The organism is Mesorhizobium sp. B3-1-8, assembly GCF_006439495.1.
Classification (GTDB): domain Bacteria; phylum Pseudomonadota; class Alphaproteobacteria; order Rhizobiales; family Rhizobiaceae; genus Mesorhizobium.
Window position 1 is genome coordinate 22,591 of sequence record NZ_VFTK01000003.1, and the last position, 25,579, is coordinate 48,169.

General features: G+C 60.7%; 21 protein-coding genes. 8 read left to right on the forward strand and 13 right to left on the reverse strand.

Annotated elements, in window-relative coordinates; genetic code table 11:
- Window positions 1-15: 15 nt before the first annotated feature.
- From FJ424_RS03590 to FJ424_RS03605, 4 genes are all read right to left on the reverse strand, one after another.
- The gene (locus FJ424_RS03590) at window positions 16-927 is read right to left on the reverse strand and encodes a sugar phosphate isomerase/epimerase (protein WP_140651322.1); all 912 of its coding nucleotides are present in this window, start codon (window positions 925-927) and stop codon (window positions 16-18) included.
- A gap of 19 nt (window positions 928-946) precedes the next feature.
- Window positions 947-2,503, reverse strand: coding sequence for a mannitol dehydrogenase family protein (locus FJ424_RS03595; RefSeq protein WP_140651323.1), 1,557 nt, complete (start codon window positions 2,501-2,503; stop codon window positions 947-949).
- On the reverse strand, window positions 2,479-3,261 hold the full coding sequence (locus FJ424_RS03600) for an SDR family oxidoreductase (RefSeq protein WP_140651325.1): 783 nt from the start codon (window positions 3,259-3,261) through the stop codon (window positions 2,479-2,481). Before FJ424_RS03600 ends, FJ424_RS03595 begins: the two co-directional genes overlap by 25 nt.
- 174 nt (window positions 3,262-3,435) lie before the next feature.
- Window positions 3,436-4,335 (reverse strand): MurR/RpiR family transcriptional regulator, encoded by a 900-nt coding sequence (locus FJ424_RS03605; protein ID WP_140651327.1) that lies wholly within the window; start codon window positions 4,333-4,335, stop codon window positions 3,436-3,438.
- A gap of 268 nt (window positions 4,336-4,603) precedes the next feature.
- Between FJ424_RS03605 and FJ424_RS03610 the strand changes: the two genes are divergently transcribed.
- Window positions 4,604-5,788 carry a Gfo/Idh/MocA family oxidoreductase gene (locus FJ424_RS03610; protein ID WP_140651329.1) on the forward strand — a complete coding sequence of 395 codons (1,185 nt, stop codon included), beginning with the start codon at window positions 4,604-4,606 and terminating at the stop codon, window positions 5,786-5,788.
- A 160-nt stretch (window positions 5,789-5,948) separates the two neighbouring features.
- Here FJ424_RS03610 and FJ424_RS03615 read toward each other — a convergent pair whose 3' ends face one another.
- Window positions 5,949-6,128, reverse strand: a complete 180-nt coding sequence (locus tag FJ424_RS03615; RefSeq protein ID WP_140642480.1) for a hypothetical protein — start codon at window positions 6,126-6,128, stop codon at window positions 5,949-5,951.
- 289 nt (window positions 6,129-6,417) lie between these two features.
- On the opposite strand from FJ424_RS03615, the gene FJ424_RS03620 reads away from it, so the two are divergent.
- On the forward strand, window positions 6,418-6,852 hold the full coding sequence (locus tag FJ424_RS03620) for a hypothetical protein (protein WP_140642478.1): 435 nt from the start codon (window positions 6,418-6,420) through the stop codon (window positions 6,850-6,852).
- A gap of 187 nt (window positions 6,853-7,039) precedes the next feature.
- Here the strand turns inward: FJ424_RS03620 and FJ424_RS03625 are convergent, their stop codons facing one another.
- The 3 genes from FJ424_RS03625 to FJ424_RS03635 all read right to left on the reverse strand — a co-directional run bounded on the left by FJ424_RS03625 (window position 7,040) and on the right by FJ424_RS03635 (window position 9,383).
- Window positions 7,040-8,230 (reverse strand): NADH-quinone oxidoreductase subunit D, encoded by a 1,191-nt coding sequence (locus tag FJ424_RS03625; protein ID WP_140651331.1) that lies wholly within the window; start codon window positions 8,228-8,230, stop codon window positions 7,040-7,042.
- 63 nt (window positions 8,231-8,293) lie between these two features.
- Window positions 8,294-8,683, reverse strand: coding sequence for a hypothetical protein (locus tag FJ424_RS03630; RefSeq protein ID WP_246677134.1), 390 nt, complete (start codon window positions 8,681-8,683; stop codon window positions 8,294-8,296).
- Window positions 8,684-8,771: 88 nt separating this feature from the next.
- Window positions 8,772-9,383: an alpha-ketoglutarate-dependent dioxygenase AlkB gene (locus FJ424_RS03635; RefSeq protein ID WP_140651334.1), complete on the reverse strand. Its 612-nt coding sequence runs from the start codon at window positions 9,381-9,383 to the stop codon at window positions 8,772-8,774.
- Window positions 9,384-9,478: 95 nt separating this feature from the next.
- Here FJ424_RS03635 and FJ424_RS03640 point away from each other — a divergent pair, with 95 nt between their 5' ends.
- From FJ424_RS03640 to FJ424_RS03655, 4 genes are all read left to right on the forward strand, one after another.
- Window positions 9,479-9,709: a KTSC domain-containing protein gene (locus FJ424_RS03640; RefSeq protein WP_140642469.1), complete on the forward strand. Its 231-nt coding sequence runs from the start codon at window positions 9,479-9,481 to the stop codon at window positions 9,707-9,709.
- Window positions 9,710-10,055: 346 nt separating this feature from the next.
- Window positions 10,056-13,952, forward strand: a complete 3,897-nt coding sequence (locus FJ424_RS03645; protein WP_140651336.1) for a GAF domain-containing protein — start codon at window positions 10,056-10,058, stop codon at window positions 13,950-13,952.
- 224 nt (window positions 13,953-14,176) lie between these two features.
- Entirely contained in the window at window positions 14,177-14,524 is a 348-nt protein-coding gene (locus FJ424_RS03650) for an Hpt domain-containing protein (RefSeq protein ID WP_140642465.1), read from the forward strand.
- Between the two features lies 1 nt (window position 14,525).
- Window positions 14,526-16,079 (forward strand): response regulator, encoded by a 1,554-nt coding sequence (locus FJ424_RS03655; RefSeq protein WP_181181967.1) that lies wholly within the window; start codon window positions 14,526-14,528, stop codon window positions 16,077-16,079.
- A gap of 411 nt (window positions 16,080-16,490) precedes the next feature.
- Here the strand turns inward: FJ424_RS03655 and FJ424_RS03660 are convergent, their stop codons facing one another.
- The 4 genes from FJ424_RS03660 to FJ424_RS03675 are packed head-to-tail and all read right to left on the reverse strand — an operon-like array spanning window position 16,491 to window position 22,499.
- Complete coding sequence (locus tag FJ424_RS03660) at window positions 16,491-17,675, reverse strand: patatin-like phospholipase family protein (RefSeq protein WP_140651340.1); 1,185 nt, start codon at window positions 17,673-17,675, stop codon at window positions 16,491-16,493.
- A gap of 29 nt (window positions 17,676-17,704) precedes the next feature.
- The gene (locus tag FJ424_RS03665) at window positions 17,705-18,301 is read right to left on the reverse strand and encodes a hypothetical protein (protein ID WP_140651342.1); all 597 of its coding nucleotides are present in this window, start codon (window positions 18,299-18,301) and stop codon (window positions 17,705-17,707) included.
- A gap of 14 nt (window positions 18,302-18,315) precedes the next feature.
- A complete protein-coding gene (locus FJ424_RS03670; protein ID WP_281405422.1) occupies window positions 18,316-21,417 on the reverse strand; it encodes an efflux RND transporter permease subunit in 3,102 nt (1,033 codons plus the stop codon).
- The gene (locus tag FJ424_RS03675) at window positions 21,417-22,499 is read right to left on the reverse strand and encodes an efflux RND transporter periplasmic adaptor subunit (protein ID WP_140651345.1); all 1,083 of its coding nucleotides are present in this window, start codon (window positions 22,497-22,499) and stop codon (window positions 21,417-21,419) included. Before FJ424_RS03675 ends, FJ424_RS03670 begins: the two co-directional genes overlap by 1 nt.
- Before the next feature lie 317 nt (window positions 22,500-22,816).
- Here FJ424_RS03675 and FJ424_RS03680 point away from each other — a divergent pair, with 317 nt between their 5' ends.
- On the forward strand, window positions 22,817-23,440 hold the full coding sequence (locus FJ424_RS03680; protein WP_140651347.1) for a TetR/AcrR family transcriptional regulator: 624 nt from the start codon (window positions 22,817-22,819) through the stop codon (window positions 23,438-23,440).
- Between the two features lie 478 nt (window positions 23,441-23,918).
- On the forward strand, window positions 23,919-25,187 hold the full coding sequence (locus FJ424_RS03685; protein ID WP_140651348.1) for a site-specific integrase: 1,269 nt from the start codon (window positions 23,919-23,921) through the stop codon (window positions 25,185-25,187).
- 178 nt (window positions 25,188-25,365) lie between these two features.
- On the opposite strand, the gene FJ424_RS33900 is transcribed toward FJ424_RS03685, so the two are convergent.
- On the reverse strand, window positions 25,366-25,572 hold the full coding sequence (locus FJ424_RS33900; RefSeq protein WP_023825501.1) for a helix-turn-helix transcriptional regulator: 207 nt from the start codon (window positions 25,570-25,572) through the stop codon (window positions 25,366-25,368).
- Window positions 25,573-25,579 lie beyond the last annotated feature (7 nt).

Sequence of the window (25,579 nt, forward strand, 5' to 3'; positions counted from 1 at the left end):
GAGCCGAGCTTTTCGTCATTTGATGAAGGGGCGCAGCACATCGCGGGCAAGCAGGAAGCCGCGCTTGACCTTTTCATCCGTCCCCTCGAAGCGCCGGTCCTCATGCTCGATGATGACCGGCCCGTCATAACCGGCCCGGTAGAGGCCCGAAAAAATCCTGCTCCAGTCGATGTCCCCAAGCCCTGGCATGCGCGGCACCTGCCAGCCTATGCCAGCCGAAAGGATTCCGCGCTCGTACAAACCATCATGATCAATCATCAGATCCTTGGCGTGCACATGCAGCATGCTCTTGCCGAACTCGCGGATGAAGCGCTCCTTGTCGATCATCTGCCAGACGAGATGCGAGGGGTCGAAGTTCATGCCGACGTCGCCGCCCCAGGCTTCGAGGATGCGGCGCCAGACATAGGGCGAGTAGGCGATGTTGTGCCCGCCCGGCCATTCGTCGTAGCTGAAGATCATCGGGCAGTTCTCGAAGGCGAGTTTTACACCGTGCTCCCGGGCGTGGGGGATGATCGACGGCCAGATTTTCTGCGCATCCTCCCAGTTGGTGTCGATAGTCTTCGAAGCGTCGCCGCCGCAGAAGGTGTTGACGAGCGGGACCCCCATGCGGCTCGCCAGCACGATCACTTTCTTCAGATGATCGATCACCGCTTCGCGATGCGCCCGGTCGGGATGGAGCGGATTGGGGTAGAAGCCGAGGCCCGAGATGGCCAGGCCCTTGCCGGCAAGCTCGGCGGCTATGTCCTTGGCCTGCGCGGCCGAGACGTCCACGTCGATATGGCTGGTGCCAGCGTAGCGGCGGCTGGCGCCGAACGTCTTCGGCCAGCAGGCGATTTCCAGCGCCTCGAAGCCGACAGAGCGCGCCCAGTCGGCAACTTCGCCGAGTGGCGTATCCGGAAACGGTGCTGTCAGCAGTCCAAGCTTCATGTTCCCTCCCAGTTGCTAACTATGCAGATCGCGCCGGCTGCTTCAACCGCGCATCGGTTGGCCCAGCGCAGACTTGTCCGACAAAGCCCATCGGATCGCCTGAAAGCAAGCCGTCGAGCCCGGCCACGACATGCGCCCGGAATGTGGCGTTGGCGGCCAAGGACGGGTCGAAGATAGCGTCGATGGCAAGGATCGAATCGACAAGCGCGCTGCTGTCCGCACCGATGGTGTCAGCGATCGCCGCAATTTTCTCGGCAAAGGGGTCGGAAACCTGCCAGGCGCGGCCGAAACGCGCGGACGCCTTGATCAGATAGGCCATCCAGCCGGCGACCGGGACCGAGAGGAGCGCAATGCTCTCGCCCTTCGCCAGGCGGTCGCGGATCGGGTTGAGCAGACGCTGCACGATCTTCTGCGAGCCGTCGGTGGCGATCTGGTGGTTGCGATGGCGGATCGCTGTGTTGGCGAGGCGCGAAAGGCTCTGCTCAACATAGGCAGTGGGCGCTATGCCGGGCACGGGCATCAGCGTCGGCAGCGTTTCCTCGGTCAGCATGCGGCGGACAAAGCCTGCCAGAAGCGGGTCGGCGATGGTCTCGAACGTGTGCTCGAAGCCGCCCAAAACGCCGAGATAGCTGAGCGTCGTCTGGGCGCCGTTCAGGACGCGCATCTTAAGATGCTCGAACGGTGTGACATCGTCGACGAAGGTCGCGCCGACGCGGTCCCAACGCGGGACGCGGCCGGCGAAGCGGTTCTCGATCACCCATTGGCGGAAGCGCTCGCCCACCACCACGGCGCCGTCGCGGTAGCCGAAGCGCTTCTCGACGGTGTCGATATCGGCTTCGGTCGTCGCCGGCGCGATGCGGTCGACCATGGCCGAGGGGAAGGCGACATTGGCCTCGATCCAGTCCGCCAGCCTCCTGCCGCGCCGCTCGGCGAATGTGCGCACGCCATTGCCGAGGATAATGCCGTTGGTGGGGATGTTGTCGCAGGACAGCAGCGTCACCGGCCGGCCATGCGTGGCCATGCGCAGCTCCAGCGCCCTTGCCAGGATGCCTGGCACGCTGCCCGGCGTCTCGGGATTGGCGAGATCGTGCGCGATGTCGGGATGGTCGGGGTCGAGCGCGCCGCTCGACGGAATGTGGCAATAGCCTTTCTCGGTCACCGTCATGGTGACCATCTCGATGTCGGGCGAGGCGAGCACGTCCAGCGCCGGCACCGCACTTTCCTGGCTGTCGACGACGCTAACTATGCTGCCGATGATGCGCGCTTCGACCTCGTCGTTCTGACGGATCAGCCGCGTGTAGAGGCCGTCCTGGCGCCCCAGCGTGTCGGCCAGCAGGGGAGATCGGATATTGATGCCGACCAGTCCCCAGCGGTCGAAATCCTTCGCCAGCAGGTCGTCGGTGTATTCGGCCTGATGGCAGCGGTGGAAGGCGCCGACACCGATATGGGCGATCCCAGGCTTCAGCGCGGCGCGATCGTAAGCCGGCTTGCGGACCTCGGACGGCAAGCGATCGAGCAAGGCAGGGCTGAGGCTCTCGGGCGATGACGCGCTCAACGATTGGCTCCGATCACCCATTGTTCCTGGTCGATCAGCGCGCCGGTCATCGGGCCGGCAGCATCGGAAAGCAGGAAGACGGCAAGGTTGGCTATGTCGGTCACGGCGAACAGCCGGCCGAAGGGCTGCATCGCATTGGCTGCGTCGAGCCAGCCCGGCCCCTGGCCGAGCGTCTCGGCTTGCATGACGCGCTCGGCCGGCGTGTCGGTCCAGCCGACATTGATGCCGTTGACGCGGATGCGGTCGAAGCGGTGGGCGTTGGCGGCGTTCTTGGTCAGCGTCGCCAGCGCGCCCTTGGTGGCGGAATAGACGGCAAGCTCCGGCGAGCCGCAATGCGCGTTGATCGACAGGATGTTGACGATCGAGCCGCCCTGTCCGCGCTTCTTCATGTCGGCGATCGCCGCCTGCATCAGGAAGAAGGGCGCGCGGGCGTTGACGGCAAACAGCGATGCCCAATCGTCGAGCGTGGCGTCGACGAAAGAGGCGCGATCGGTCAGCCCGGCGGCATTGACCAGGCCGTCGATGCGGCCGAAGCGTTCGATGCAGGCCTGCGCCAGCCGCGCCGGGGTTTGCGGATCACCGAGGTCGGCGGAAGCGAAGGCGGTAGCGGTGCCCATGGCCGAGAGCTCTGCCGCGGCAGCGTCGCCACGTTCCTGGTCACGGCCAGTGATCAGCAGTCCGGCGGCGCCGGAGCGCGCGGCGATCTCGGCGATCGCCCGGCCGATGCCTTGCGTCGCGCCGGTGACCAGCACCACCTTGCCGTCGAGACGAACCTCCATTCCTCCTCCCGGAACAAAGTTTCCATTTTTTCAAATATGGAACGATAGTTCTCTTTAGTCAAATCGTGCTAGAGTGGTTCGCCGTTTTCATTGAACCGGTGAACCGCTCTATCTCCTTGTCTTTCGCAATTCCGGACGGAAAACCGCTCACGCTTTATCCTGGAATTGCTCTTGTCAGCCTGTCCGTTGCGCGACGACGCCGTGGACCAAGGCCATGCCGACCGCGAGCGAGGCGGCGAGCGAACGGAAGCCGCCGAAATCCTGCTCGACCACTTCCAGCCAGGTGTCGGAGAGTTTTACCAGCGGCGAAAAGGTGCTGTCGGTGATGGCGACGATGCGCGCCTTGCGCTCATGCGCGACGGCGACGAGGTCGGGCGTGATCGAATTGTAAGGGCTGAAGGAGACGGCCAGCACCGCATCGCGCGGCGTGATGCAACCGACCTGGTCGAGCGCGGTTGAGCCGACATTGTCGACCAGCACGTTGCGCACGCCCTGCTGCGAGAGCGTCAGCGACAGATAGGTGGTGACCGGGAAGGCGCGCTTGCTGCCGATCACATAGATCAGCTCGGCCGCTGCCAGATGGTCGACCATCGTCTCGAAAGTGGCGATATCGAAATTATTGCCGATGCGGCCGAGCGAGGCCTGGCAGGCACCGACCATGCCATTGAGGAAATGCAGGTTCGCATTCGGTTCTGCTGCCTTTTCCTGGCTGCCTTGCATGTCCGGCCAGGAGCCTTTCATGCGGTCCTTGAACAGGACCTGGAAATCGGAAAAGCCGGAGTAGCCGAAGATCTGCGCGAAGCGCACCAGGGTCGAGGGCTGCACGCCGGCCTGGTCCGCCACTTGCGCGATCGTGCCCAGAGCCACGTCGCTCGGATGCTGCCAGAGGAAGATCGCGACCTGGCGAAGCCGTTTCGGGAAATGCACGGTGCCTGACGAGAGCACCGCCCGCAGCTCTTCATAGGTTTGCGGCTTGGTGTAGCCAAGTGCTGCCAGCGACCGGCTCCGCTTTCTCGCCGCCGTCTCCAGGCTGTGGGCGGACGGCTCGTCGGCCGCCTTGCCGCGGCCGCTCATAGGATATGCCTCATCGTGACCCCAACCATCGGATGCGTCATCCGATCCCTGCCCTCCTGATCCACCTCGTTGTTGAAACATGATCTTTTTCCGAAAATCGGTTCCCACTTTTCGGGATCATGCTCTAGCTGGACCTGGATCAAAAGCTAACGCGGCACAATCGTTTTACAAAACAAAAAATAGAAATATCATTCGAAAACAACGGCGGTCGGTTACGACGAACATCCGCGACGACCGGCACATCGAACTTGGGAGAATAATCACAATCATGGTCTATGCAACCGCCGATTGTACGTCGCGTCAACGTCTCCGGGTCGGCATGGTCGGAGGCGGCCGCAACGCCTTCATCGGCGCCGTGCATCGGCTGGCCATGCGCCTCGACGACCAGATCGCGCTGGTCGCGGGCGCGCTGTCTTCGGATCCGGAGAATGCCGCGGCCTCCGCTGCGGAGATCGGCATCGCGCCTGAGCGCAGCTACGCCGACTACCGCGCCATGGCGAAGGCCGAAGCGGCGCGACCGGACGGCATCGAGGCGGTGGTCATCGTCACGCCCAACCATCTGCATGCGCCGGTCGCCACCGCCTTCCTCGAAGCCGGCATCGACGTGATCTGCGACAAGCCGCTGTCGACGACGCTTGCCGAGGCCGAAGCGCTGGTTGCGCTGACCAAAGCCAGGAAGCGCCGCTTCGTCGTCACGCTCAACAACACCGGTTACGCCATGGTGCGCCAGGCGCGCGAGATGGTGGCGGCGGGCGAACTCGGCCGCATCGTGTCGGTGCACGGCGCCTATATCCAGGACTGGCTGACCAAGCCGATCGATGCCGAGGGCCAGAAGCAGGCCGAATGGCGCACCGATCCGGCGCGCGCCGGCCAGTCGGCGGTGCTCGCCGATATCGGCGTGCATGCCTTCAACCTGGCGAGCTTCATTTCCGGTTTCGAGGCCGAGGCGGTTTCCGCAGACCTGTTCACCGCCGTGCCGGGGCGGCGACTCGACGACAACGCGCATGTGCTGCTGCGCTGGACGGACGGGGCGCGCGGCACGATCCTCGCCAGCCAGACCTCGCCCGGCCACTACAACGACCTGTCGGTGCGCATCTATGGCGAGAAGGCCGGGCTCGAATGGTCTGGATCGCGGCCGGAGGAGTTGCGCTTCTCGCCCTATGGCGAGGAAACGCGCACGCTGGTGCGTGGCGGCCATGGCTCGACGGCGGAAGCCCGGCGCCTCTCGCGCATGCCGGCGGCGCATCCGGAAGGCTATATCGAGGCCTTCGCCAATTTCTACCGCGACGCCGCCGACATTATTCGCGCGCACCGCTCGGGCAGTGCGGTCGATACTGGACGGGCGGCGCAGGTGCCCGATGTCGTCGACGGCGCGCGCGGCGTGAAGTTCGTTGCCGCGGCAGTGGCGTCGAACGCGGCGGAAGGGGCGTGGACGGCGGCGCGGTTCGGGTGATTACCCCTTGATCGCCGAGCCCGTGACGCTGCACGACACCGACGTCATCTACGGCGTCTACCGCGAACGCATGATCGAGCGCAGAAGAAGCACCTGCCGACCATGCGTGGGGAATGAGTGATCGCCATGGGCGGCGCTGGAAGCACCGCCCATGAGCCATTCAAGGCCGGCGCCGCCTCGGCGTGGAATGCTTCGGCGGCGTGTCGTTCTCGTCGGGATTGGGGATCGGCTCCTCGTCAGGCAGCCGATCCGGATCCGGCTCGCGCACCGGCTTCGGTTCGGGGATGGGCGGCGTGGGCACCGGCGTGGGAGCCGGGTCCGGATTGGGGAGAATGGCCATCGCGTTTTCCTTCCGCTGGTGCTCTGCTGCGATCCCAACAAGCGGGATGCCCTGCCCGACCTGAAATGATGGAGGTGATCGCCGCACTCGGACGCTTCGTCGGGAGTAATCGGCGGCACAAGCTGGCAGAACGGTCGCGCCCGCGGATGGTTCCAACACGATCGGGCCGCGCGATGGCGGCAGATAATGATCAAATGATTCTACGTGGCTGTTTCGGCTCTTGCCGGCGTCGGTCGGCGCCTTAAATCCCGTTGTGGACGGGGGCCATCTGCCGACACAGGAGACGGCCGTGAAGCACCAAACCCTTGACCAGATCAACGCCGTTGCCGACGTTCATGCCGAAGCACCGGCTCTCATCGCCAATCGCGGCCAGCGCCTTGAACGCTGGGCGCAACTTCTGGAGGATAGTCCGAGCCGCCGCCTCACGGCGCTGGCAGGCACCGAATACGCCGCACCCGACGTGCGTGAAAGAATGCGCACAGACGGATCGGCGATCACCATCGCTTTCGAGGACCCGATCTTTCGCGCGCAAGGCTTGCGCGACGACACTTACGGCGAAGCCAAGCGCTTTTTCGAGATGAGCGACTGGCAGCTGCATGAGGTCGTCTGCCATTGCCATGTCGGCGCCAACATGCCGGCCCGCTGGGCGGCATCGCGCGTGCGGGCGGCGATCTCGCCGGGTGCGGGCATTCTCGCCTGGCTGAGAGCGGTGTTCATGCGTTAGAGAGGTTCACCGTTTCATGGAAACGGCTTTCCGCTCCACCGCTTTGTCCGACGCTATTCCGGACGGAAAAACGCGGGCACTGTCTCTGGAATTGCTCTAGCGCTGGCCGCGATGCCCACGATCGCGACCGTTCAAGACCTCCATGGGAACGACGGAGACTTGGCGGGCTCTCCGCGCTCCCTTTTGTTCAGCGATCGATCTCGCCGAACACGATGTCGAGCGAGCCGATGATCGCCGCGACATCGGCCACCATGTGCCCGCGCGACAGGAAATCCATGGCCTGGAGATGGGCGAAGGACGGTGCGCGTATCTTACAGCGATAGGGAACGTTGCTGCCGTCCGAAACCAGATAGACGCCGAACTCGCCTTTCGGCGCCTCGACCGCGGCATAGACCTCTCCGGGCGGCACGCGGTGGCCTTCGGTATAAAGCTTGAAATGATGGATGGTCGCTTCCATCGAGCGCTTCATGGTGGCGCGCGGCGGCGGCGTGATCTTCTGGTTCGGCACGGCGACAGGACCTTGGCCATCCGATGAGCGCAGCTTTTCCAGGCACTGCCGCATGATCCGCACCGACTGGCGCATCTCTTCCATGCGTACCAGATAGCGATCGTAGCAGTCGCCGTGCTTACCGATGGGGATGTCGAAATCCATTTCGGAATAGCATTCATAGGGCTGCGCCTTGCGCAGGTCCCAGGCGGCACCCGAGCCGCGCACCATGACGCCGGAGAAGCCCAGGCCCCAGGCGTCGTCGAGCGAGATCGCGCCGACATCGACATTGCGCTGCTTGAAGATGCGGTTGTCGGTGAGCAGGCCCTCGAGATTGTCGCAGGCCTGCAGGAACGGATCGCAGAAATCCCAGATGTCATCCAAGAGCTGCCCCGGCAGATCCTGGTGGACGCCGCCGACGCGGAAATAGTTCGCGTGCATACGGGCGCCAGAGGCGCGTTCATAGAACACCATCAGCTTCTCGCGTTCGGCGAAACCCCATAGCGGCGGCGTCAGCGCGCCGATATCCATGGCCTGCGTGGTGACGTTGAGAAGATGCGACAAGAGCCGCCCGATCTCGCAAAACAGCACGCGGATCAGTTGGCCGCGCCGGGGGACGGACAGTTCGAGCAGCTTTTCGGCGGCAAGGCAGAAGGCGTGCTCCTGGTTCATCGGCGCGACATAGTCGAGCCGATCGAAATAAGGCAGAGCCTGCAGATAGTTCTTGTATTCGATCAGCTTTTCGGTGCCGCGGTGGAGCAGGCCGATATGCGGATCGGCACGGTCGACGATTTCGCCGTCCAGTTCCAACACCAGCCTGAGCACGCCATGCGCCGACGGGTGCTGCGGCCCGAAATTGAGCGTGAAGTTACGGACCGCGGCTTCGGTCATGACGACCTCGCAAGAGTGAGTATCGAAGGCGGATCGCGGCCCGTCAGCCGCCGTCCAGCCGGGTCATGCCGTCGTCTGGATGATCAGGGTCAGCGTGCCGTCACCGTCGATGTTGGCGGCGACGACTTGCGAGGAATTCAGTCCGTTGGCATGCAGAACCGACGTCGCCTCGGGCGAGGCGTCGACCGAGCTCTGCAGCTTGGCCAGCTCCTTGGCCGTCGTCCTGGTGACGATGGCCTCGGCCTGAGCTTTCACTTCCGAAGGCAAATCCTCGAATGCGACCACGACAATGTTGGTGACATTCTGGCCGGCATTGTCCTCGCCAGGCTGGGCCTGGTCGGGGGCGGGCTGCTGGGCCGGAGGCAGGACTTGCGGCGGCTGCGGATCGGCGCGTTGAGCGGAAGCGGGCTGCGCCAATGCCATTGCCGACAGGGTCAGGACTATCGTCAACATGCGCATCGTCTTTCCTTTCCATCGGGAAACCTGACGACACAACCCCGGGGCCGGACGATGGTTCCCGGACATTCGCCGGCGCGGCAACTTACGAAGCGCGCATTGTCCGGAAGGTGACGGAATAGCGGTGTTGCTCAACAGGCGGGATGCTGTGCTCCCATTCGTTTCGAGACGGGCCGGCCATGAGATAGACAGACCTGGGCTCAATCTCGATCGTTTCACGATCCCATGCCGCGCCGTTCTTGCGGCGCAGCCGGAAGCTGCAGGGCGCGAGCAGCGAAACGCCGGCGACCAGTTCGAAATGCGGCTTGTCCCGGTGCCAGCCTATGCCGGCACCCGGGCGATACTCGTTGATCAGCACCTGCGCGAATTCGGTGGCCGGGACCGCCGCGAAGGCGGCAACCTTGGCGCGAAGCGGCAGCAGGAAGTCCGGAATCGGCGGCGCTTCGAGCACCTGGCGGCGCTCATAGTCGTAGCGCAGGCCGAAGCCGACGACCTGCCTGTTGGCAAGATGGCCGTGAAAATCGAACGGCTTGAAAGGCAGGCCCTGGATATGACGGACCAGTTCGTGCTCCTCATCGCGGGCGATCAGGTCCGGCCGGTATGAGAAGCCTTCGGGTGTGGGCGGCAGGTCTGCGGGCGCGTCGAAGAGATCGCCCTGGAAGGCGACCCCGCCGGTTCGGCTTTTTGGTGATGACATGTGGCTCAGATAGGCAATCGGAGCCCCTGTGCAAGCCGGCGCGGCGGAACCGCGCGGCGCACGACGAATTAAGAGTTGGAAGCAGGAGCCTGCACGTGCCTTCCACCGCGATCCGGAATATCCACTACGATCCGTCGAAGCGGGTCCTTTCGGTATGGTTCGTCCCGACCGGCAAGCGCTATGACTATGAGGACGTAGGACCCGAGGTCTACACGGCTTTCAAGGCGGCTTTCTCAAAAGGACAGTTCTTCAACGAATTCGTGCGCGATCGTTTCAGATATCACCTGGTCGAGCATGAAGGCTCGGCCTGCTCCGAAAAAATATAGAAATCAATCATGTTAAATGGCGGAGAGAGCGTCTCTCGATTAGGGGCCGACCGAATCCACCCGCCTGCTAGCACTCCTAAGTGGCTCCGAGATTTAAGTGCTTCCGGGATTGGGTTGGAGGGCTAGCCTCGGAACGGCAGCTCTGCGCCGCATCTCGGCCGCTGGAGCAATCTTGCCACTGGCCGGAAGCAGACAGGGTCCGAGCCGCAGAGTCTAGCTTGTCCCAAAGCCGCCCCTCGACGGTACTGTCAATCAGTCGTCTGGCATGTAACACTACTTGCTAATACACGGGTGGGGAAAGCATTCCGCTGAACCTGGCGGAAGGTCCCTTTTGGGAGAAGCCAATATGCAGGGCTCAGTCGAAAGCGATCTTGCCAGTCGCCTGGCATCCGCCGACCGGCGTATTGCCGAACTGGAACATATCAACGCAGTCGCGACGATCGAGCTTGACCGTCTTTCCGTTGAAAACAAGCGATTGATTCAATTCACCGAGGAACGCACCAAGGAATTGGCCATCCTCAACAGCGTCGGCGAAGCGACCGCCAAGACGCTGAATGTCGAAACAGTGACCCGTATTGTTGGCGACAAGGTTCGCGAGATGTTCGGCGCGGATTTGACGGAAATCCTGCTGCACGACGAGACGTCCAATTTGATCAACGTCTCCTATGCATTCGACGGCAATTACCAGTATCCTGAACCTTTTGCGATGGGCGAAGGACTTACCTCGAGAGTTATATTGTCGGGTAAGCCACTATTGCTGGGGACCGCCGACGAAGCCATCGGGTTGGGCGCCCTGATGCCCAAGGAAGAGGACGAGACTGAAACCTATCTCGGTGTGCCTATTATTGCCGGGAATAGGACGCTGGGCGTGGTTAGCGTGCAGAGCTACAGAAAAAACGCCTTCAACGAAGATCATATGCGCCTGTTACAGGGATTATCCTCCAGCATGGGCGTGGCGATTGCTAACGCACGCCTTTTCGACGAAACCCAGCGGCTGCTGAAAATATCAGAGGACCGCGCAAAGGAACTCGCCATTCTCAATAGCGTCGGCGAAGCGATGGCGAAAACGCTGAATGTGAAGACAGTGACCCGTATTGTCGGCGACAAGGTTCGCGAGATATTCGGCACTGAAGTAACCGAAATCCTGTTGCGCGATGAGATGTCGGATCTAATCAGGATCCCTTACGCCTTCTATGGCGATTACCAGGATCCTGAACCGTTTGTTATAGGTGAAGGCCTGACTTCGAAGGTCATATTGTCAGGCAAGCCGCTGCTGCTGGGAAATATTGACGAGCACATTGCTCTGGGTGCCCTGATGCCAAAGGAGGAGGATAGAACCGAATCATACCTGGGCGTGCCGATCATTGCCGGAGACAGAACGCTCGGTGTGGTCAGCGTGCAGAGCTACCAAAAGAATGTCTTTAACGAAGATCACGTGCGCCTGCTGCAAGGGCTGTCGTCCAGCATGGGCATTGCCATTGCCAACGCGTATCTCTTTGACGAGACGCAGCGGCTCCTGAAAATGGCGCAAGACCGCGCAAAGGAATTGGCCATTCTCAACAGCGTCGGCGAAGCGATGACGAAGTCGCTGAATGTTGACACCGTCATCCGACTGGTGGGCGATAAAGTGAGGGAGGCGTTCGGCACAGAGGTCAGCGAGATTCTGTTGCATGATAGTCAATCCGGTTTAGTTCGAGTTCCTTACGCTTACTACAGGGGCTACAAGACCATCGAGCCGTTCCCTTTGGGGATAGGACTTACATCGGAAATTATCTCCACTGGAAAGCCGTTGGTTTTCAACACCATGGAGGAAGGAAAAAGGCGCGGTGCCTATTTTCCAGACGAAGACGACAGGACCTCTTCATACATTGGCGTGCCTATCAATTCAGGCGAGAGAACGCTCGGAGTGGTCAGTGTGCAAAGCTACGAGTCAGATGCCTTCGACGAAAACCACGTGCGCCTGTTGCAGACGATAGCCTCCAGCATGGGAGTCGCGATCGCCAATGCCCGCTTGTTCGACGAGACACAGAGGCTTCTCAAGGAAACCGAGCATCGCGCCGCTGAACTGGGCGCGATCAGCAAGGTTAGCCAAGCCCTCATAGGTGAAGCTGAACTCGGCAATACGATCCAACTGATAGGCGATCAGATGCAGGAGATTTTCAGCGCCGACATCGTCTATGTCGCGCTGCTCGATCCAAAGACCAAGCTCATCCATTTCCCGTATCAGTTCGGCGAGGCCTTCACTACGCTCCGGCTCGGGGAAGGCCTTACAAGCAAGATCATAGAAACCGGCGAGCCGTTGCTCATCAATCAGGATGTCGCGGAACGCGGCGCGGAAATCGGAGCAACTCCAGTTGGCAAGGATGCGCTGTCTTACCTTGGCGTTCCAATCAAGACGGCGCAGGGCAATGTCGGCGTGATCAGCGTGCAGAGCACGACACGGGAGGGCATGTTCAACGAAAATTCGCTGCGGCTGCTTTCAACCATCGCCGCCAATGCGGGTGCGGCGCTTCACAACGCACAACTGTTCACCGAGCTCAAGGAGCTTTCGCTGGCCTTGACGGAGGCCAAGGAAGCGGCGGAGGCTGCCAACGAAGCCAAAAGCACGTTCCTCGCCACCATGAGCCATGAAATCCGCACGCCGATGAACGGCGTTATCGGCATGGCCAACCTGATGCTGGCCACCAAACTTGACGATGAGCAGCGGGAAATCGGCGAGACGATAAACAATAGTGCGGAAGCGCTGCTGACCATCATCAACGACATACTCGACTTCTCAAAGGTCGAGGCGGGTAAGCTCGACCTTGATCCTCGGCAGTTCGAACTGCGCGAATGTCTCGAAAGCGCGATAGACCTGATCGCGCCAAGGACGGCAGAGAAGGGACTGGATCTCGGCTACGTGGTCGAGCCCGGCACGCCGGAAACGATTGTCGCCGACGGCAACCGTCTACGCCAGGTTCTGATCAATCTGCTCAACAACGCCGTCAAATTCACCGAGCGAGGAGAGGTCGTGCTTTCCGTGATGGAGGTGCCGTCCGCAGCCGCGGACACAAGTCCACAGGGCGAAGGCGAGCGGAAAATTTGTACGCTCCAGTTCGCGGTGCGCGACACCGGCATTGGCATAGCCAAGGACCGGATGGATCGCCTGTTCAGGTCATTTAGCCAGGTCGATGCCTCCACGACCAGACGCTATGGCGGAACCGGCCTCGGTCTGGCGATCAGCAGGCGCCTGGTGGAATTGATGGGCGGTGAGGTTTGGGTGGAAAGCGCCGTAGGAAAAGGCACGACATTCTCCTTTACCATCCGCGCTCCGGTTGCCTCGAGTCGAAAAACGGCTCAGGCAGCGCCGTCAAAGGACGAGTTGGCCGGTAAACGGCTGCTGTTCGTCGACGACAACGCAACAAACCGGCGCATCATGTCGCTGCAGGCGCAGTCCTGGAACATGGCTGCATCAGCAATCGAACATCCCGCCGACGCGCTTCGAAGGCTTGCGGGAGGCGAGGTCTTCGATGTCATCGTTCTCGACATGAACATGCCCGGCATGGATGGGATCGAACTGGCCAGGCAAATACGCGCGCTCGAAGGCAACGGCAGCGTTCCGTTGGTGCTGCTCAGTTCAATGGTGCCCATGCCTGGAGACAAGAAGAAGGAGATGGAAGGCATTAAGTTCGCGGCCACGCTCTCCAAGCCGATCAAGCCATCGCCATTGCTCAATACGTTGATGTCGATCTTCGTCGGAACTCCGACACGCTCCATCCGATCAGATCAGCCGAAGGGGACGGCTCTCGATAGCACGATGGCGCAGAAGTTTCCGCTTCACATCCTCCTGGTCGATGACAATGCCACCAACCGGAAGCTTGGCTCCAAGGTGCTCGAGCGTCTGGGTTACAAGCCGCAACTGGCGGTCGACGGGCAGTCGGCGGTCGCCGCCTATACCCAGGGCAGCCATGACGTTATCCTGATGGATATCGAAATGCCTGATATGGACGGTCTCGAAGCGACAAGATTGATCCGCGCGCCCGGCCCCCAATATGCGCGTCAGCCGTTCATCATTGCCCTGACCGCCAACGCGATGGCCGGAGATCGCGAGAGGTATCTGGATGCAGGGATGGATGACTATCTCAGCAAGCCGCTGCGCGTCGAAGACCTTATCGCTTCGCTGAGCAAAGCGGTGCTGGCAGGCGGGCACAGGCCTGCCGTCGCAGCGCGAGATTTCGAGGAACCTGGCGTACCAAGGGTCTAAATAAGAAGGGTGCACCTTGGCGCAATCGCCACCGGCGCCGTGGCGGTATTGATCGAGAACTATGTGCTATCGCTAATTTAGCATGTCTGCGATAGTCTGCCTTTGAGCGCGATGGAACTCTCACAAATCCAATCAGGGAGTTCGATTTCGGTCTTACTTCACCAGTACCGGAAGAAACTCGCGGTCACTGGTTATAGTCGGAAGAAACGCACATCGGGGATGTCGTGGCGATCGACAAAGGGGCACTGGACAAGCTGCGCGAGCTTGTCGGTGGCGAAGAGGCTGATCTTGTAGAGCTCGTGGAGTCCTTTCTCGAAGAGGGGCCATCCATCATGCTGGACATGTGGTCATCGGCTCGGGCTTCCGACCTGGCAGTCACTCGGCGGGCTGCCCATTCCCTGAAATCCAACGCGCGGGATATGGGGGCGGCCGAACTCAGCCAAATCTGCGCCCAGGTGGAGGCGCGGTGCGCAAGTGGGGAGCCGGCGGATTTGGCGGAAATCGACAACGCGCAGCGCGCCTTCGACGCCGCCGTCACGGAGCTCCGAAAAATCTTCAAGCTGGGAGAATAGCGTGAGCAGCCCTGGTAGGATCCTCATTGTTGACGACTCCCGGACGATAAGGATCAAGCTCAAGAAATCGGTCGAGGCTCTCGGACACGAAGCCGAGGCGGTGGAGAGCGGCCGGGCGGCGCTCGATTTGCTCGCCACCGATAATTTCGACCTCATCCTTCTCGATATCATGATGCCGGTGATGGACGGCTTCGAGGTGCTGAAGAGTCTCAAGGCGTCGTCCAGAACGCGGGATGTGCCGATCATCGTGATTTCCGCGCTCGACGATGAGATGAGCAGCGTCGTCAAGGCGATCGAATTGGGCGCCGAGGATTTCCTGCCCAAGGATTTTGAACTCGCGCTTCTCAAGGCACGGGTTTCCACCTGCATCGAGAAGAAGAGACTGCGCGATATCGAGAAAGAATACTTGCGGCAGGTGGCCAAGCTGACGAAGGCGGCCGCGACCTTGGAAAGCGGGAGGTTCAACCCTTCAAAGCTCGGCATCCGCGATGTGGCAGGCCGCCCGGATGGCCTAGGCAAGCTCGCCACGGTTTTCGCTACGATGGCCCAGAAGGTCTATGAGCGCGAGCGCAAGATGCGGCAGAATATCCGCACATTCCGTGGCGCATTGCTGCTGTTGGCCTGCGGAGGACTGTGGGGCCTTGTCGTGCCACTCTCGAAGATGGCTTCACTCGTTGAAGCTCATCCGATAGGGCTGGCGATCCTTATTGACGTCATTGGGGCAGTATTCTGCGTCGGGATAAGCATCAAGCGCGGGACAATGCCGCGCCTGGCTGATCTTACGCGCTCGGATTGGAAGTTCATCCTCATCCTTGCGTTCATCAGCTCGGTGATCAATCAGGTGCTGGTCTATTGGTTGGCAAGCAAGCTTCCCGCCTTCATCGTCTCCATTGTCATCGTCCTGGAGGGATTCTCCGTATTCCTGTTCGCTGCCTTGATGCGGACGGAAGCGCCTAACCTGAAGCGGTTTTTGGGACTTGGATTGGGTCTCGTCGGCATCTTCATCATACTCCTCTATGGAGAGCCGGCGGAAATGGCCACCAGCTGGTTGTGGCTTGCCATTGCACTCGTCATCCCGATCACTTACGCGACCGAGGATATCTACCTCTCGGAGCGCAAGCCTGCTGCTATCGACAGCGTCGCTCTGTTCGGCATCACCCTTGTTGCTTCGGTTTTGATGCTGATGCCGCTGGCGGCCTTCTATCGGGACTTCATCCCGCTTGATCTATTGACCGGAAAGCTTGGCGTGATCGTCGTTCTAATGGCGGTTGCCGGCAATCTGGCAATGCTGCTTTTCATCGCGCTGATCTCCAGCACAGGCGCCGTATTCGCAAGCCAGAACGCCTACGCGGTCACCACAGCCGGCATAGGCTGGAGCATGCTGTTGTTGGGTGAAGCCATACCGGCGCTCACCTGGGTCTCCCTGGCGCTGATCGTCGTTGGTCTTCTGATGGTCGAGCCGAAGCAGGAGGCTGAGGAGGAACCGCCATTACTCGACGACGGGTTGGAGGAATTTGTCCTGCGGCCCGACCTGGTGCCGTTATCGACGGAATGAACAGACTTGGAATATTCGGGCGCGTCGGATTTGTCCTGCTAACAATGGCCAGATTGCCTCCGCGGCGGAGAGAGCGTCTTTCGATTTAAGACATATGCCGTTGAAAATATTGAGCTTTTTGTTTGCTTTGTTACACAGTTTGTTGCACGGACGGGGCGATAGTTCTGGGAGTCATCTGCGTAGGGAAGGTCAGCTTTGCGCCTCGTATCCACCATTCAACGCCCCGCATGCCGGTCCCCACAAGCTGCCGTCCGGCCCTCGCACGACTTCCACTGTCGGTTGGAGATCCTCCGGATGCATTATGCTTGTGGAGCGTCCGCCACTTGGACAGATAGAGGACGAAGAAATAGCTCGTGGTAGAGATTCAGGCCGACTTTCCGGACCGACCGACGGGTCAACGACTCGACCAGCTCATCTCGAAAATCCGGGCGGCATGTTTTTCCAAGGCACGCCTTTGCGGCCCATTTTGTAGCCTTTCTCGAACAGCGCCCGCATGTATTTGTTCTCGAACGGAGTTTTTGGCTCGTCGGTGAAGTCTACCGGAACGTCTATGAAGTTGTAGGCGATGCCGTCGCGCTTGGAGATGGCGTAGAGCCGGTAGAGATCGCCAATCCCTTGCGTCTTGATAAGGGAGGAGACTGCCTTTTCCGCGATATCTGGCAGCGTGGCCTTCACCACAGAAGGTTCCGGCGTCGTCCTGCCGTTGCGGATGATATAGATGCGAGCCTTGACCCGTGCATGGAACGCGTGATCTAGCTCGCGCAGGCTCAAGCCAGCAGGCATGAGAAACACCTGATTGGTGGTGCCGCCATCAACGTGCATTTCGTGGTAAGACTTGCCCCCAGCGGTCACTTTCAGCTCGACCGGAGGGAAAATGCCGGGAATGGCGGTGGAGGCCAGGATAACCTGCTTGAAGAGCTTCAGCCGGTCCGGCCGATGGCTCGCCGCGATCGCGCCCATATCCCAAATCACCGGCCGATCCGCATCAAGGTTGGTCGTTCCGATGAAGAGGCGCCGTCCCTTGCCGGTTTCTCGGGCGATCTGATCGAGCATTTCCTCGGTGACTTCTTCGTCCAGCATTTTGGCAAGGGGGGCGTTGCTGGTGAACGATGCACTCGACAGCACGCCGAGGAAGCTGTGCTCGGTATAGATGTTGGCGTCCTTGATTGTAGTGAAGGCATGCTTCAAGCGATCGTCATAGGTCGGGCCAAGGAATGCGAAGGGCGCGATCAACGATCCGGTGCTGATTCCGGTGACGATGTCGAACCTTGGCCTGGTCCCAGCCTTGGTCCAGCCGGCGAGAATTCCGGCGCCGAAGGCGCCGCTGCTGCCACCGCCTGAAATCGTAAGCGCGTCGAGTTCCCGCAGCTTGATCGACGGATCGGCCTTTGCCGCCTGAATTCTCTCGTCGCGGAATGCGATGAGACGATCGGGCGGAAAACTTTCGTCGGAATCGCCCCAGACGCGTATGTCGCTGGGATAGCCACTCACTTGGGCCGCAGCCATGCGTTCCGTCGGCACGCCATCGCGTGGATAGGCAGCGATGCAGCCTGTAAGCTGAATTGCGCACAGGCCAAGCAGGGTGATCCTCAGCATAGCTTTCAAGCTCCTGACTCGGTTTCTTTTCAAGCTAAGGCGAAGCTACGGAAAAGCTGTTCGCCTCCAAGGACGGCGAAGGAGACGACGGTCATCAGCAGGGCACGATGGAAGCGCGCCTGTTTGATCTCTCTCACGCGTGAGGTTTTCAGCAATTCAGCCGATACCACCGAGGTCCAATCGGATTGCAGGGCCAAGTGAACCAGTTCGCGCACATCGGCGAAAAATTTGGGGTCCACATGGTAGACAGGCGGGATAGCGCAGGCACCAGCTATTTTGCGGTTGAGTTCCTTGTCAGCTCGCTTTCGGCTCGGATAGAGCACTTGTCCGAACTGCATGATCGGCATGATGACGCCCCCCCAGACCGCGACGTAGAACAGCGGTCCGAGTGGAGCATGCGACGGCAGCAGATCACCAAATCGCAGGATCAGATTGAGGGCGAGGATGTAGCCCACGCCCACGATCTGAGCCTTGGTATCGTAGGAACGCGCGACCGACTGCGCCTCTTGCAGCGCCGCGGACAACATCTTCTCGACATATTGGCGCGTGGTCCCGTCGGGTTCTGCGCATATGGTGGCATCGGTCGCAAGAAAGCGGTCAAGGAGAGTGGGGCGTGTTTCCAACATGGCTGTCTCCTTTCTCAGTCCGACAGGGCCAGGATCGGGATTGCACCGACGCTTGGCTCAGGTGCTGCCGATGGCTCGTCGCTTTCCCGGATCCGGTTCACCGCCACATAAAGAGCCGGCAGGAAAACCAGCGTCAGCATGGTTGCGACGGCGAGTCCGCCGACGATGGCGTAGGCCATCGGCCCCCAGAAGACGTCATGCATGATCGGGATCATGCCGAGGATTGCTGCGGCCGCGGTGAGCATGATCGGCCGGAACCGGTGGACGGTCGCGTCGATCACCGCCTTCCATGGTTCGATCCCCTGGGCCCGCTCATGCTCGATCTGGTGCACCAGGATTACTGAGTTGCGGATGATCATGCCGGCGAGCGCAATGATGCCAAGCGTCGCGATGAAGCCCATCGGCGTGCTGGTTGTCAGCAGCGCGATGGCAACTCCGATGAGCCCGAGAGGCGCCACGCTGATGACCATGGCCACCTGTCGGAAGCTCCCGAGCTGGACCATCAAAACTGTAAGCATCAGCGTGATCATCAGCGGGAACTGGGCCAGCAGGGCGGCGTTGCTAAGCGCGGTCTTTTCCACCGTGCCGCCGGTCTCGATCGATGTTTCCGCCGGCATCGACTTGGAAAGCGTGTCCAGCGCAGCGGCAACGTGCTGGTGAACGAAGGCCGGCTGCAGCCCCGGCTGCGGCTGTGCCTGCACTGTGATCGTGGGCAGGCGTTGGCGCCTCCAGACATACCCTTCATCGAGTTCGTATTTGAAATCGGCGAGCTCGCGCAACGGAACGGATGCGCCGGTCGGCGTGGTGATCTGAAGGTGGCGCAGCGCCTCGATAGTGGAACGCTCGTCGCTCTGGGCGCGCGCGACCACGTCGACCAGGTAGATGGAATCGCGCAGTTGCGTGACCGTCGAGCCGTTGAGCACCCGGTTGAGCGCCTGGGAGAGCTGTTCGGAGCTTAGCCCCGCCTGCCGAACGCGGTCCTGGTCGACGACGATGCGCAGCGTCTTGTTCTTCTCGCCCCAGTCGAAGTTGATGGTCTGGACGAGCCCGGAAGCCCGCAGGATATCGGCAACCTGCTCGCCATACTTCCTGGCATCCTCGGGAGTAGGCGCGCTCACCCGGTACTGCACTGGCCAGCCGACCGGCGGGCCCAGTTCCAGGCGCGAAATGCGCACGGTCACGTCCGGAAAATTATCGGCGAACAGCGCCTGCAGTTTGGCCTGCACACGATCGCGCGCCTGAAGATCCTTGGCGACGACCACTGTCTCGGCCATGAAGTCGTTGTCGAGCTGGACATCCAGAGGCAGGTAGAACCGGATGGCGCCGCCACCGACATAAGAGGAGAAGCGCTCGATATCGGCGTCGCCAGCAAGTGCCTTCTCCAGCCGTTCCGTTTGTGTCTCCGTAGCGGTGATCGAGGCATTCTTGGGCAGCGTCATCGTCACCAGCAGCTCAGGCCGGTTGGAGGCCGGGAAGAACTGTTGCTGGACGAAGCCCATGCCATAAAGCGAGAGGCCAAAGGCAATGAGGGATGCGGCGATGGTGAGAAAACGGTGCCGCATGGTGAACGCCAGCAGACGCCGGAACAGCCGCATGAGTGGCCCTGGCTCCGCCGTCCCGTGCGCTTTCATGTGTGCGGGCAAGAGGGTCAGCCCGAGCACTGGCGCGAAGATGACCGCCACAAACCATGAAGCGATGAGCGCCACGCCTATGACGGCAAACAGCGAGAAGGTGTATTGCCCGGTATTGTTGTCCGCGAACCCGATCGGCAGGAAGCCGAGCAGCGTGATCAGTGTTCCGGTCAGCATCGGGAAGGCGGTGGACGTGTAGGCAAAGGTCGCTGCCTTGATCTTCGGCATGCCTTCTTCGATCTTGGAGATCATCATCTCGATCGTGATCATAGCGTCATCGACCAGAAGGCCGAGCGCGATGATGAGCGCACCAAGTGAAATGCGCTGCAGGCTGATGCCCGACGCTTCCATGAATGCGAAGACGATGGCAAGGACAAGCGGGATGGACAGCGCGACCACCAGGCCGGCGCGCAGACCGAGGCTGAGGAAGCTCACGACGAGCACGATTGCGACCGCTTCGAGAAGCGCCTTGGTGAATTCGCCGATCGCCTCACGCACGACCTCAGGCTGGTCCGATACCAGATTGAGTTCGATGCCGACCGGGAAGCGCTGTTTCAGCCGCTCCGCCACCGCATGAAGTCCCTTGCCGAAGTCGAGGTTGTTGCCGCCGTCGCGCATGTTGATGCCGATCCCGATGGCCGGCTTGCCGTTGACGCGAAACATCTTGCTGGGCGGATCGCTATAGCCGCGCTGCACCTCGGCGATGTCGGAAAGCTTGTAGAAACGCCCTTCCACCGAGAAATTGAGCTTGGCTATGTCGCCAGGTGCCAACAGCGAGCCGGTCATGTCGACCAGCACGTTCTCGCTGGGCGTGTTGATGATGCCGGAAGGCACGACGGCATTCTGGCGGGCGATGGCCGTCAGCACGTCGTCGAGACTGAGCTTAAGATTGGCAAGCTTCTGCGGCGAGAAATTCAGATAGAGCTTCTCATCCTGGTCGCCGTAGATGTCGACCTTGCCCACATCGGGAGCACGCAGGAATTCGGCCCGTGCGGTCTCGGCGAAGTCGCGTGCCTGGCGGGGACTGAAACCGTCATAGGTTATGCCGTAGATTGTGCCGAAGACGTCGCCAAACTCGTCGTTGAAGAAGGGGCCGACCACGCCTTGCGGCAGTGTCTGCCTGATGTCGTTCACTTTCTTGCGGACCTGATACCAGATGCCATCGAGGTCGCGTTTCTTGGTCGACTCCTTAAGGTAGACGAAAATCGTCGCCTGGCCTGGCTTGGTGTAGCTCTTGAGGTAATCGAGGTTCGGGGTTTCCTCGAGCTTCTTTTCGATGCGGTCCGTCACCTGCTGCAGCGTGTCGGCGGCGGTTGCTCCCGGCCAGTTTGCCTGAACCACCATGGTCTGCACGGTGAAATCCGGGTCTTCCTGACGACCGAGGCGCTCGTAAGAGGTAATGCCGGCCGCAACGCAGACGAGCATCAGGAAGACGACGATCGAACGGTTGTGGACGGCCCATTCGGAAAGGTTGAAGCTGGCCATCACTCGACCTCCGCGCTGGGCTTGACCAATTCGCCGTCGGCGAGCGAGTTCACGCCGGCGACCACCACCTTGTCGCCCGCGGCCAGTCCCTGGCTCACGGTGACGGAATTTGCATCGAACTCCAGCAGTTGGACCTTGCGCCGCTCCACCTTGTCGTCTTTGCCAACCACCCAAACCTGCGGCTGGCTTCCCGACTGCAGCAACGCGCTCGGGGGAAGTGTCGCAACCATGTGACCCTGGTCGCTTTCGACCCGACCGACGACGATTGCTCCCAGCCGCATTTGCGGCAGCGGAGCAGGTATGGCAACCTTCACCTGATAGGTACCGGTGGCGCTGTCAGCCTCGGGTGAAATCTCGCGGACCGTGCCGATCACCGCGATTTCGGGGTGGGCCTGAAGCGCAACGTTCACCGGCATGCCAAGGCTGGCCCTGACGATGTCCTCGCTCGCGACGGCAAAGACGGCTTCGCGCTCGTCATTGCGCGAGATTTCAATCACCATCTGTCCGGCGGCCACCACTTGGCCGGGATCCGCCCCGGTCGCGGTCACGATGCCATCGTTGGGCGCTTGGAGCTCCGTATAGGCGAGCTGGTTCTGCGCGATACGCAGATTGGCCTCAGTCGCCTGAACCTGCGCTTGCGCGCTCCGCAGTGACTTCAGCGCTTCATCATACTGCGAATGCGTGGCGAAGCCCTTGCCGAGCAGGAGCCGAAACCTCTCTTCCTGCGCGGCAGCCTGAGCGAGAGCGGCCTTGGCCGCGTCGAGGTCTGCCGCAGTGGCGGTCACCTTGTTCTGGTAATCCACCGCGCTTAGTGCCGCGAGCTTCTGGCCCTTCTTGACTGTTGCGCCGGCGTCGACGTCGCGTGAGATGAGCCGGCCGCCGACCTCGAAGCCAACCTGGCTGACATAGCGCGATTGGATGCGGCCGGCGCCTTGCGTTACCAGCTTGAACTTGTGGGGCGTTACCACCACCACGCGGGCCGTTCGTGGCGCTGCCGGCGCCTCGGCCTCCTTTTGTGAACAACCGGCAAGACAAAGGCCGGCGATACCGGCCAACAGGAAATGACGCGACGACAGGCGCATGGAAGCCTCCGCTCGAAAGATCGGGGTTGCAGGGAACTAAAGGGCAAGCCACAGGTCGAACCGAGTGGCATTTCGACTTGAACGATTAAGTCAAATCGACTATATAGTCAATATGAGATGCGCGCAATCGTGCCATGCAAAAAGGCATGGCGAGTGGAGAAGCGAGTTAGCCGCAGGATCGGAGCGAGGATGCGGCCTATTGTGCCGAGCGCCACAGGCCGAGTTCCCGGTACGTCCCGGGAAATGCAGTCGAACGGCAGTTGCCGGTCCGCTCCTTTGATATGCTGGGACCGAACAAAAAAGAAAAGGCAGAATGGATGGCAAAGATTGATTTGGCGCGCAGGGCGGAAATCGGACGGGAGAAGCGAGAAAGAACGCGTACCCTGATCTTGGACGTCGGGACGATGCTCATGGCCGAACGGCCCCGCGAGTCGATTACAATCGATGCCGTCGTGGAGGCAGCCGGCGTCGCGAAGGGTACGTTCTACTACCACTTCCAAAGCATCGACGAACTGGCTGCGGCCGTTGGGGAGAAACTCGGGGAGAGCTTCGACGCGGTGCTGAGGGACGCGCGCCTCGCACTGGACGATCCAGTCAAACGTTTATGCTTCGCTTTCACGAAGTTCTTGGAAAAGGCGATCTCGGACCCGAACTGGGCACGTCTGGTCGTTCAGAGTTCTCAATCGCGCGCCGAGTATGCGCGGGGCATCCGGACGAACCTCAAGGCTGATATCGCCCAGGCGATAGTCCAGGATCGTGTGAGCATACGGGACGCAGAGCTGGCGGTAGATATCGTGATGGGCATATGGCTGCAGGTGACGCGGGGCATCCTTGATCGTGGCGCCAAGCCTGAATTGACACAACAGACTGTCGAGTCGGTACTTCGGGCCCTCGGCGCCTCGCTGTCGGACCAGCAGAACGCCTGGAAAAAGTGGTCATGATATTGCCGTCCGCGATGTTTGCCACGCGCGAAGACTTTGCTTTATGGCGCGTCTGTTTGGATCAAACGATCGTCACCACGCTGGATGCAATGTCTGCTCTCTAATCCAATCTCCCGAAAAGCGTACGTTCCGTTCTGCGGCCCCAGACAGGACGCTGATCACGTCGACGCTGAGCGTCGAATCCTGCCGACCTTGCTCGATTTTCCCTGAAGGAAGCACATACTCCCGTGTGGGCGCTCTCAGAATTATCTAAATTATTGAAATCGTTAAATTTATTAGGAAAATTATGGCGGAGAGAGCGTCTGCCATGCTTATCTGTCGCATGTTGTGGCATGTCGTCTCAATCGATAAAAATACAGAAACAATTTCAAAGATATACGATCGCATCGCTCCCTTATAGCTGTCGCATGCTGTTGCAATCCGCGTCATTCAATGCCATCGTTTTTGGCGGGTAAGATGATGGGAATTAGAAACAGCCATGCCGAAAATTGCCAAGGAACTTTCAGCGCTCGCGGTCAAGAATCTAAAGCATCCGGGGACATCCACACCTGGCAACGCCATTTTCGCCGTTGGCGGCGTGGCTGGGCTAATGCTCCAGATTACACCGGGCGGCGGCAGATCGTGGCTTTTGCGGACAATGGCCAACGGCAAGAGGCGCGAGATTGGCCTTGGCGGACACGACGTGTCATTGGGCGAAGCTCGCGAACGGGCGAGAACAACCAAGGGCGAAATCCGCGTCGGTGTCGATCCGGTCAAGGCGAAGCGCGACCGTCGCAAGGCAGCGGAGGCAGCTGCAAAGCGCCACCTTCTATTCCGCGACGCCGTTGACAAATTTTTGGCCGACACGCTGGCGGAATTCAGGAACGAAAAACACCGCAAACAGTGGCGATCGACGCTCGATAATTATGCGGCACCGGTTATTGGGAACCTTGCCGTTTCCGAAGTCACCAAGCACCACATGGTTGATATTCTCAAACCGATCTGGACGACCAAGACGGAAACGGCCACCCGGTTGCGGCAACGGTGCGAACGGGTATTGGATTGGGCAAAAGCCCATGGTCATCGCGAGGGCGACAATCCGGCGGCATGGAAAGGCAATCTCGCGTCGATGCTGTCCAAGCCTAGCAAGGTTGCGACCGTCGAAAATCATCCCGCCGTTCAGCTAAAAGATGCACCCACGTGGTTCGCAGCATTGCGCAAGCGCGATGGCAACGGCGCACGGGCGCTTGAATTCCTAACGTTGACCGCCGCACGATCCGGCGAAGTGCGCGGCATGGAATGGCCGGAAATCGATTCAGACGCCAAATTGTGGACGGTGCCTGCCGTGCGAATGAAGATGAAAAAGCCTCACACGGTGGCGCTGTCCGATGATGCGCTAGCAATTCTAACCGCAATGGAAGAGGCGGCGACCGACAGCAAATATGTGTTTCCGGCAATTCGTGGCGGCATGCTGTCCGACATGACGTTGAGCGCGACCATGAAGCGGATGCACGAAAGCGAGGTGGAAGCCGGGCGCATCGGATGGCTGGACAAGCATTCGAACCGTCCAGCGGTCCCGCACGGCTTGCGCAGTACCTTTTCGGATTGGGCCGGCGAGCTTTCGGACTATCCGCGAGACATGCGGGAATTTGCGCTCGCCCACGCCATCAACAGCGACGTTGAGGCCGCATACCGGCGCGAAACCATGATTGAGAAGCGCCGCGCCATGATGAGCGATTGGGCTGCGTTTTTGCGGGGCGGGAACTGACCAAAGCTCTAAGACATGAGCCTCGGCAACGCCGACCGAAGGCGATAAGCTTGCGAGCAAAACGGAACGCTAAGCTGTTCAGCAATATCGATCGCTGATCGCATCGGCGAACCGGAATTATCAGCGGTGTCGCTGAGATGTTTCCGCTCGGTTCGATGGGCGCTGCGTGACGCCACCTCTAATTTCGCCTGGCTAAGCGCACGCCGGGCCCACCACCGTTCTCTGGAATGAATTCGATGCCAGCGTTCTCCAGGGCACCTTGTACCGCCTGCAGTGTGTTGTCGAACAAAACCTCGCCGCGCTCCAATCGCGCGATAGTGTTGGGAGAGACCTTGGCGAGGGCAGCAAGCTCCCGAATGCCTAGATGGAGAGCTGCCCGCGCCATCCGACAC

Coding starts and splice junctions, on each gene's coding strand:
- FJ424_RS03595 (WP_140651323.1), bottom strand. CDS start 2,503: ATGGGTGATCGGAGCCAATCGTTGAGCGCGTCATCGCCCGAGAGCCTC.
- FJ424_RS03670 (WP_281405422.1), bottom strand. CDS start 21,417: ATGGCCAGCTTCAACCTTTCCGAATGGGCCGTCCACAACCGTTCGATC.
- FJ424_RS03665 (WP_140651342.1), bottom strand. CDS start 18,301: ATGTTGGAAACACGCCCCACTCTCCTTGACCGCTTTCTTGCGACCGAT.
- FJ424_RS03660 (WP_140651340.1), bottom strand. CDS start 17,675: ATGCTGAGGATCACCCTGCTTGGCCTGTGCGCAATTCAGCTTACAGGC.
- FJ424_RS03610 (WP_140651329.1), top strand. CDS start 4,604: ATGGTCTATGCAACCGCCGATTGTACGTCGCGTCAACGTCTCCGGGTC.
- FJ424_RS03635 (WP_140651334.1), bottom strand. CDS start 9,383: ATGTCATCACCAAAAAGCCGAACCGGCGGGGTCGCCTTCCAGGGCGAT.
- FJ424_RS03625 (WP_140651331.1), bottom strand. CDS start 8,230: ATGACCGAAGCCGCGGTCCGTAACTTCACGCTCAATTTCGGGCCGCAG.
- FJ424_RS33900 (WP_023825501.1), bottom strand. CDS start 25,572: ATGGCGCGGGCAGCTCTCCATCTAGGCATTCGGGAGCTTGCTGCCCTC.
- FJ424_RS03680 (WP_140651347.1), top strand. CDS start 22,817: ATGGCAAAGATTGATTTGGCGCGCAGGGCGGAAATCGGACGGGAGAAG.
- FJ424_RS03590 (WP_140651322.1), bottom strand. CDS start 927: ATGAAGCTTGGACTGCTGACAGCACCGTTTCCGGATACGCCACTCGGC.
- FJ424_RS03645 (WP_140651336.1), top strand. CDS start 10,056: ATGCAGGGCTCAGTCGAAAGCGATCTTGCCAGTCGCCTGGCATCCGCC.
- FJ424_RS03630 (WP_246677134.1), bottom strand. CDS start 8,683: ATGTTGACGATAGTCCTGACCCTGTCGGCAATGGCATTGGCGCAGCCC.
- FJ424_RS03600 (WP_140651325.1), bottom strand. CDS start 3,261: ATGGAGGTTCGTCTCGACGGCAAGGTGGTGCTGGTCACCGGCGCGACG.
- FJ424_RS03615 (WP_140642480.1), bottom strand. CDS start 6,128: ATGGCCATTCTCCCCAATCCGGACCCGGCTCCCACGCCGGTGCCCACG.
- FJ424_RS03605 (WP_140651327.1), bottom strand. CDS start 4,335: ATGAGCGGCCGCGGCAAGGCGGCCGACGAGCCGTCCGCCCACAGCCTG.
- FJ424_RS03685 (WP_140651348.1), top strand. CDS start 23,919: ATGCCGAAAATTGCCAAGGAACTTTCAGCGCTCGCGGTCAAGAATCTA.
- FJ424_RS03675 (WP_140651345.1), bottom strand. CDS start 22,499: ATGCGCCTGTCGTCGCGTCATTTCCTGTTGGCCGGTATCGCCGGCCTT.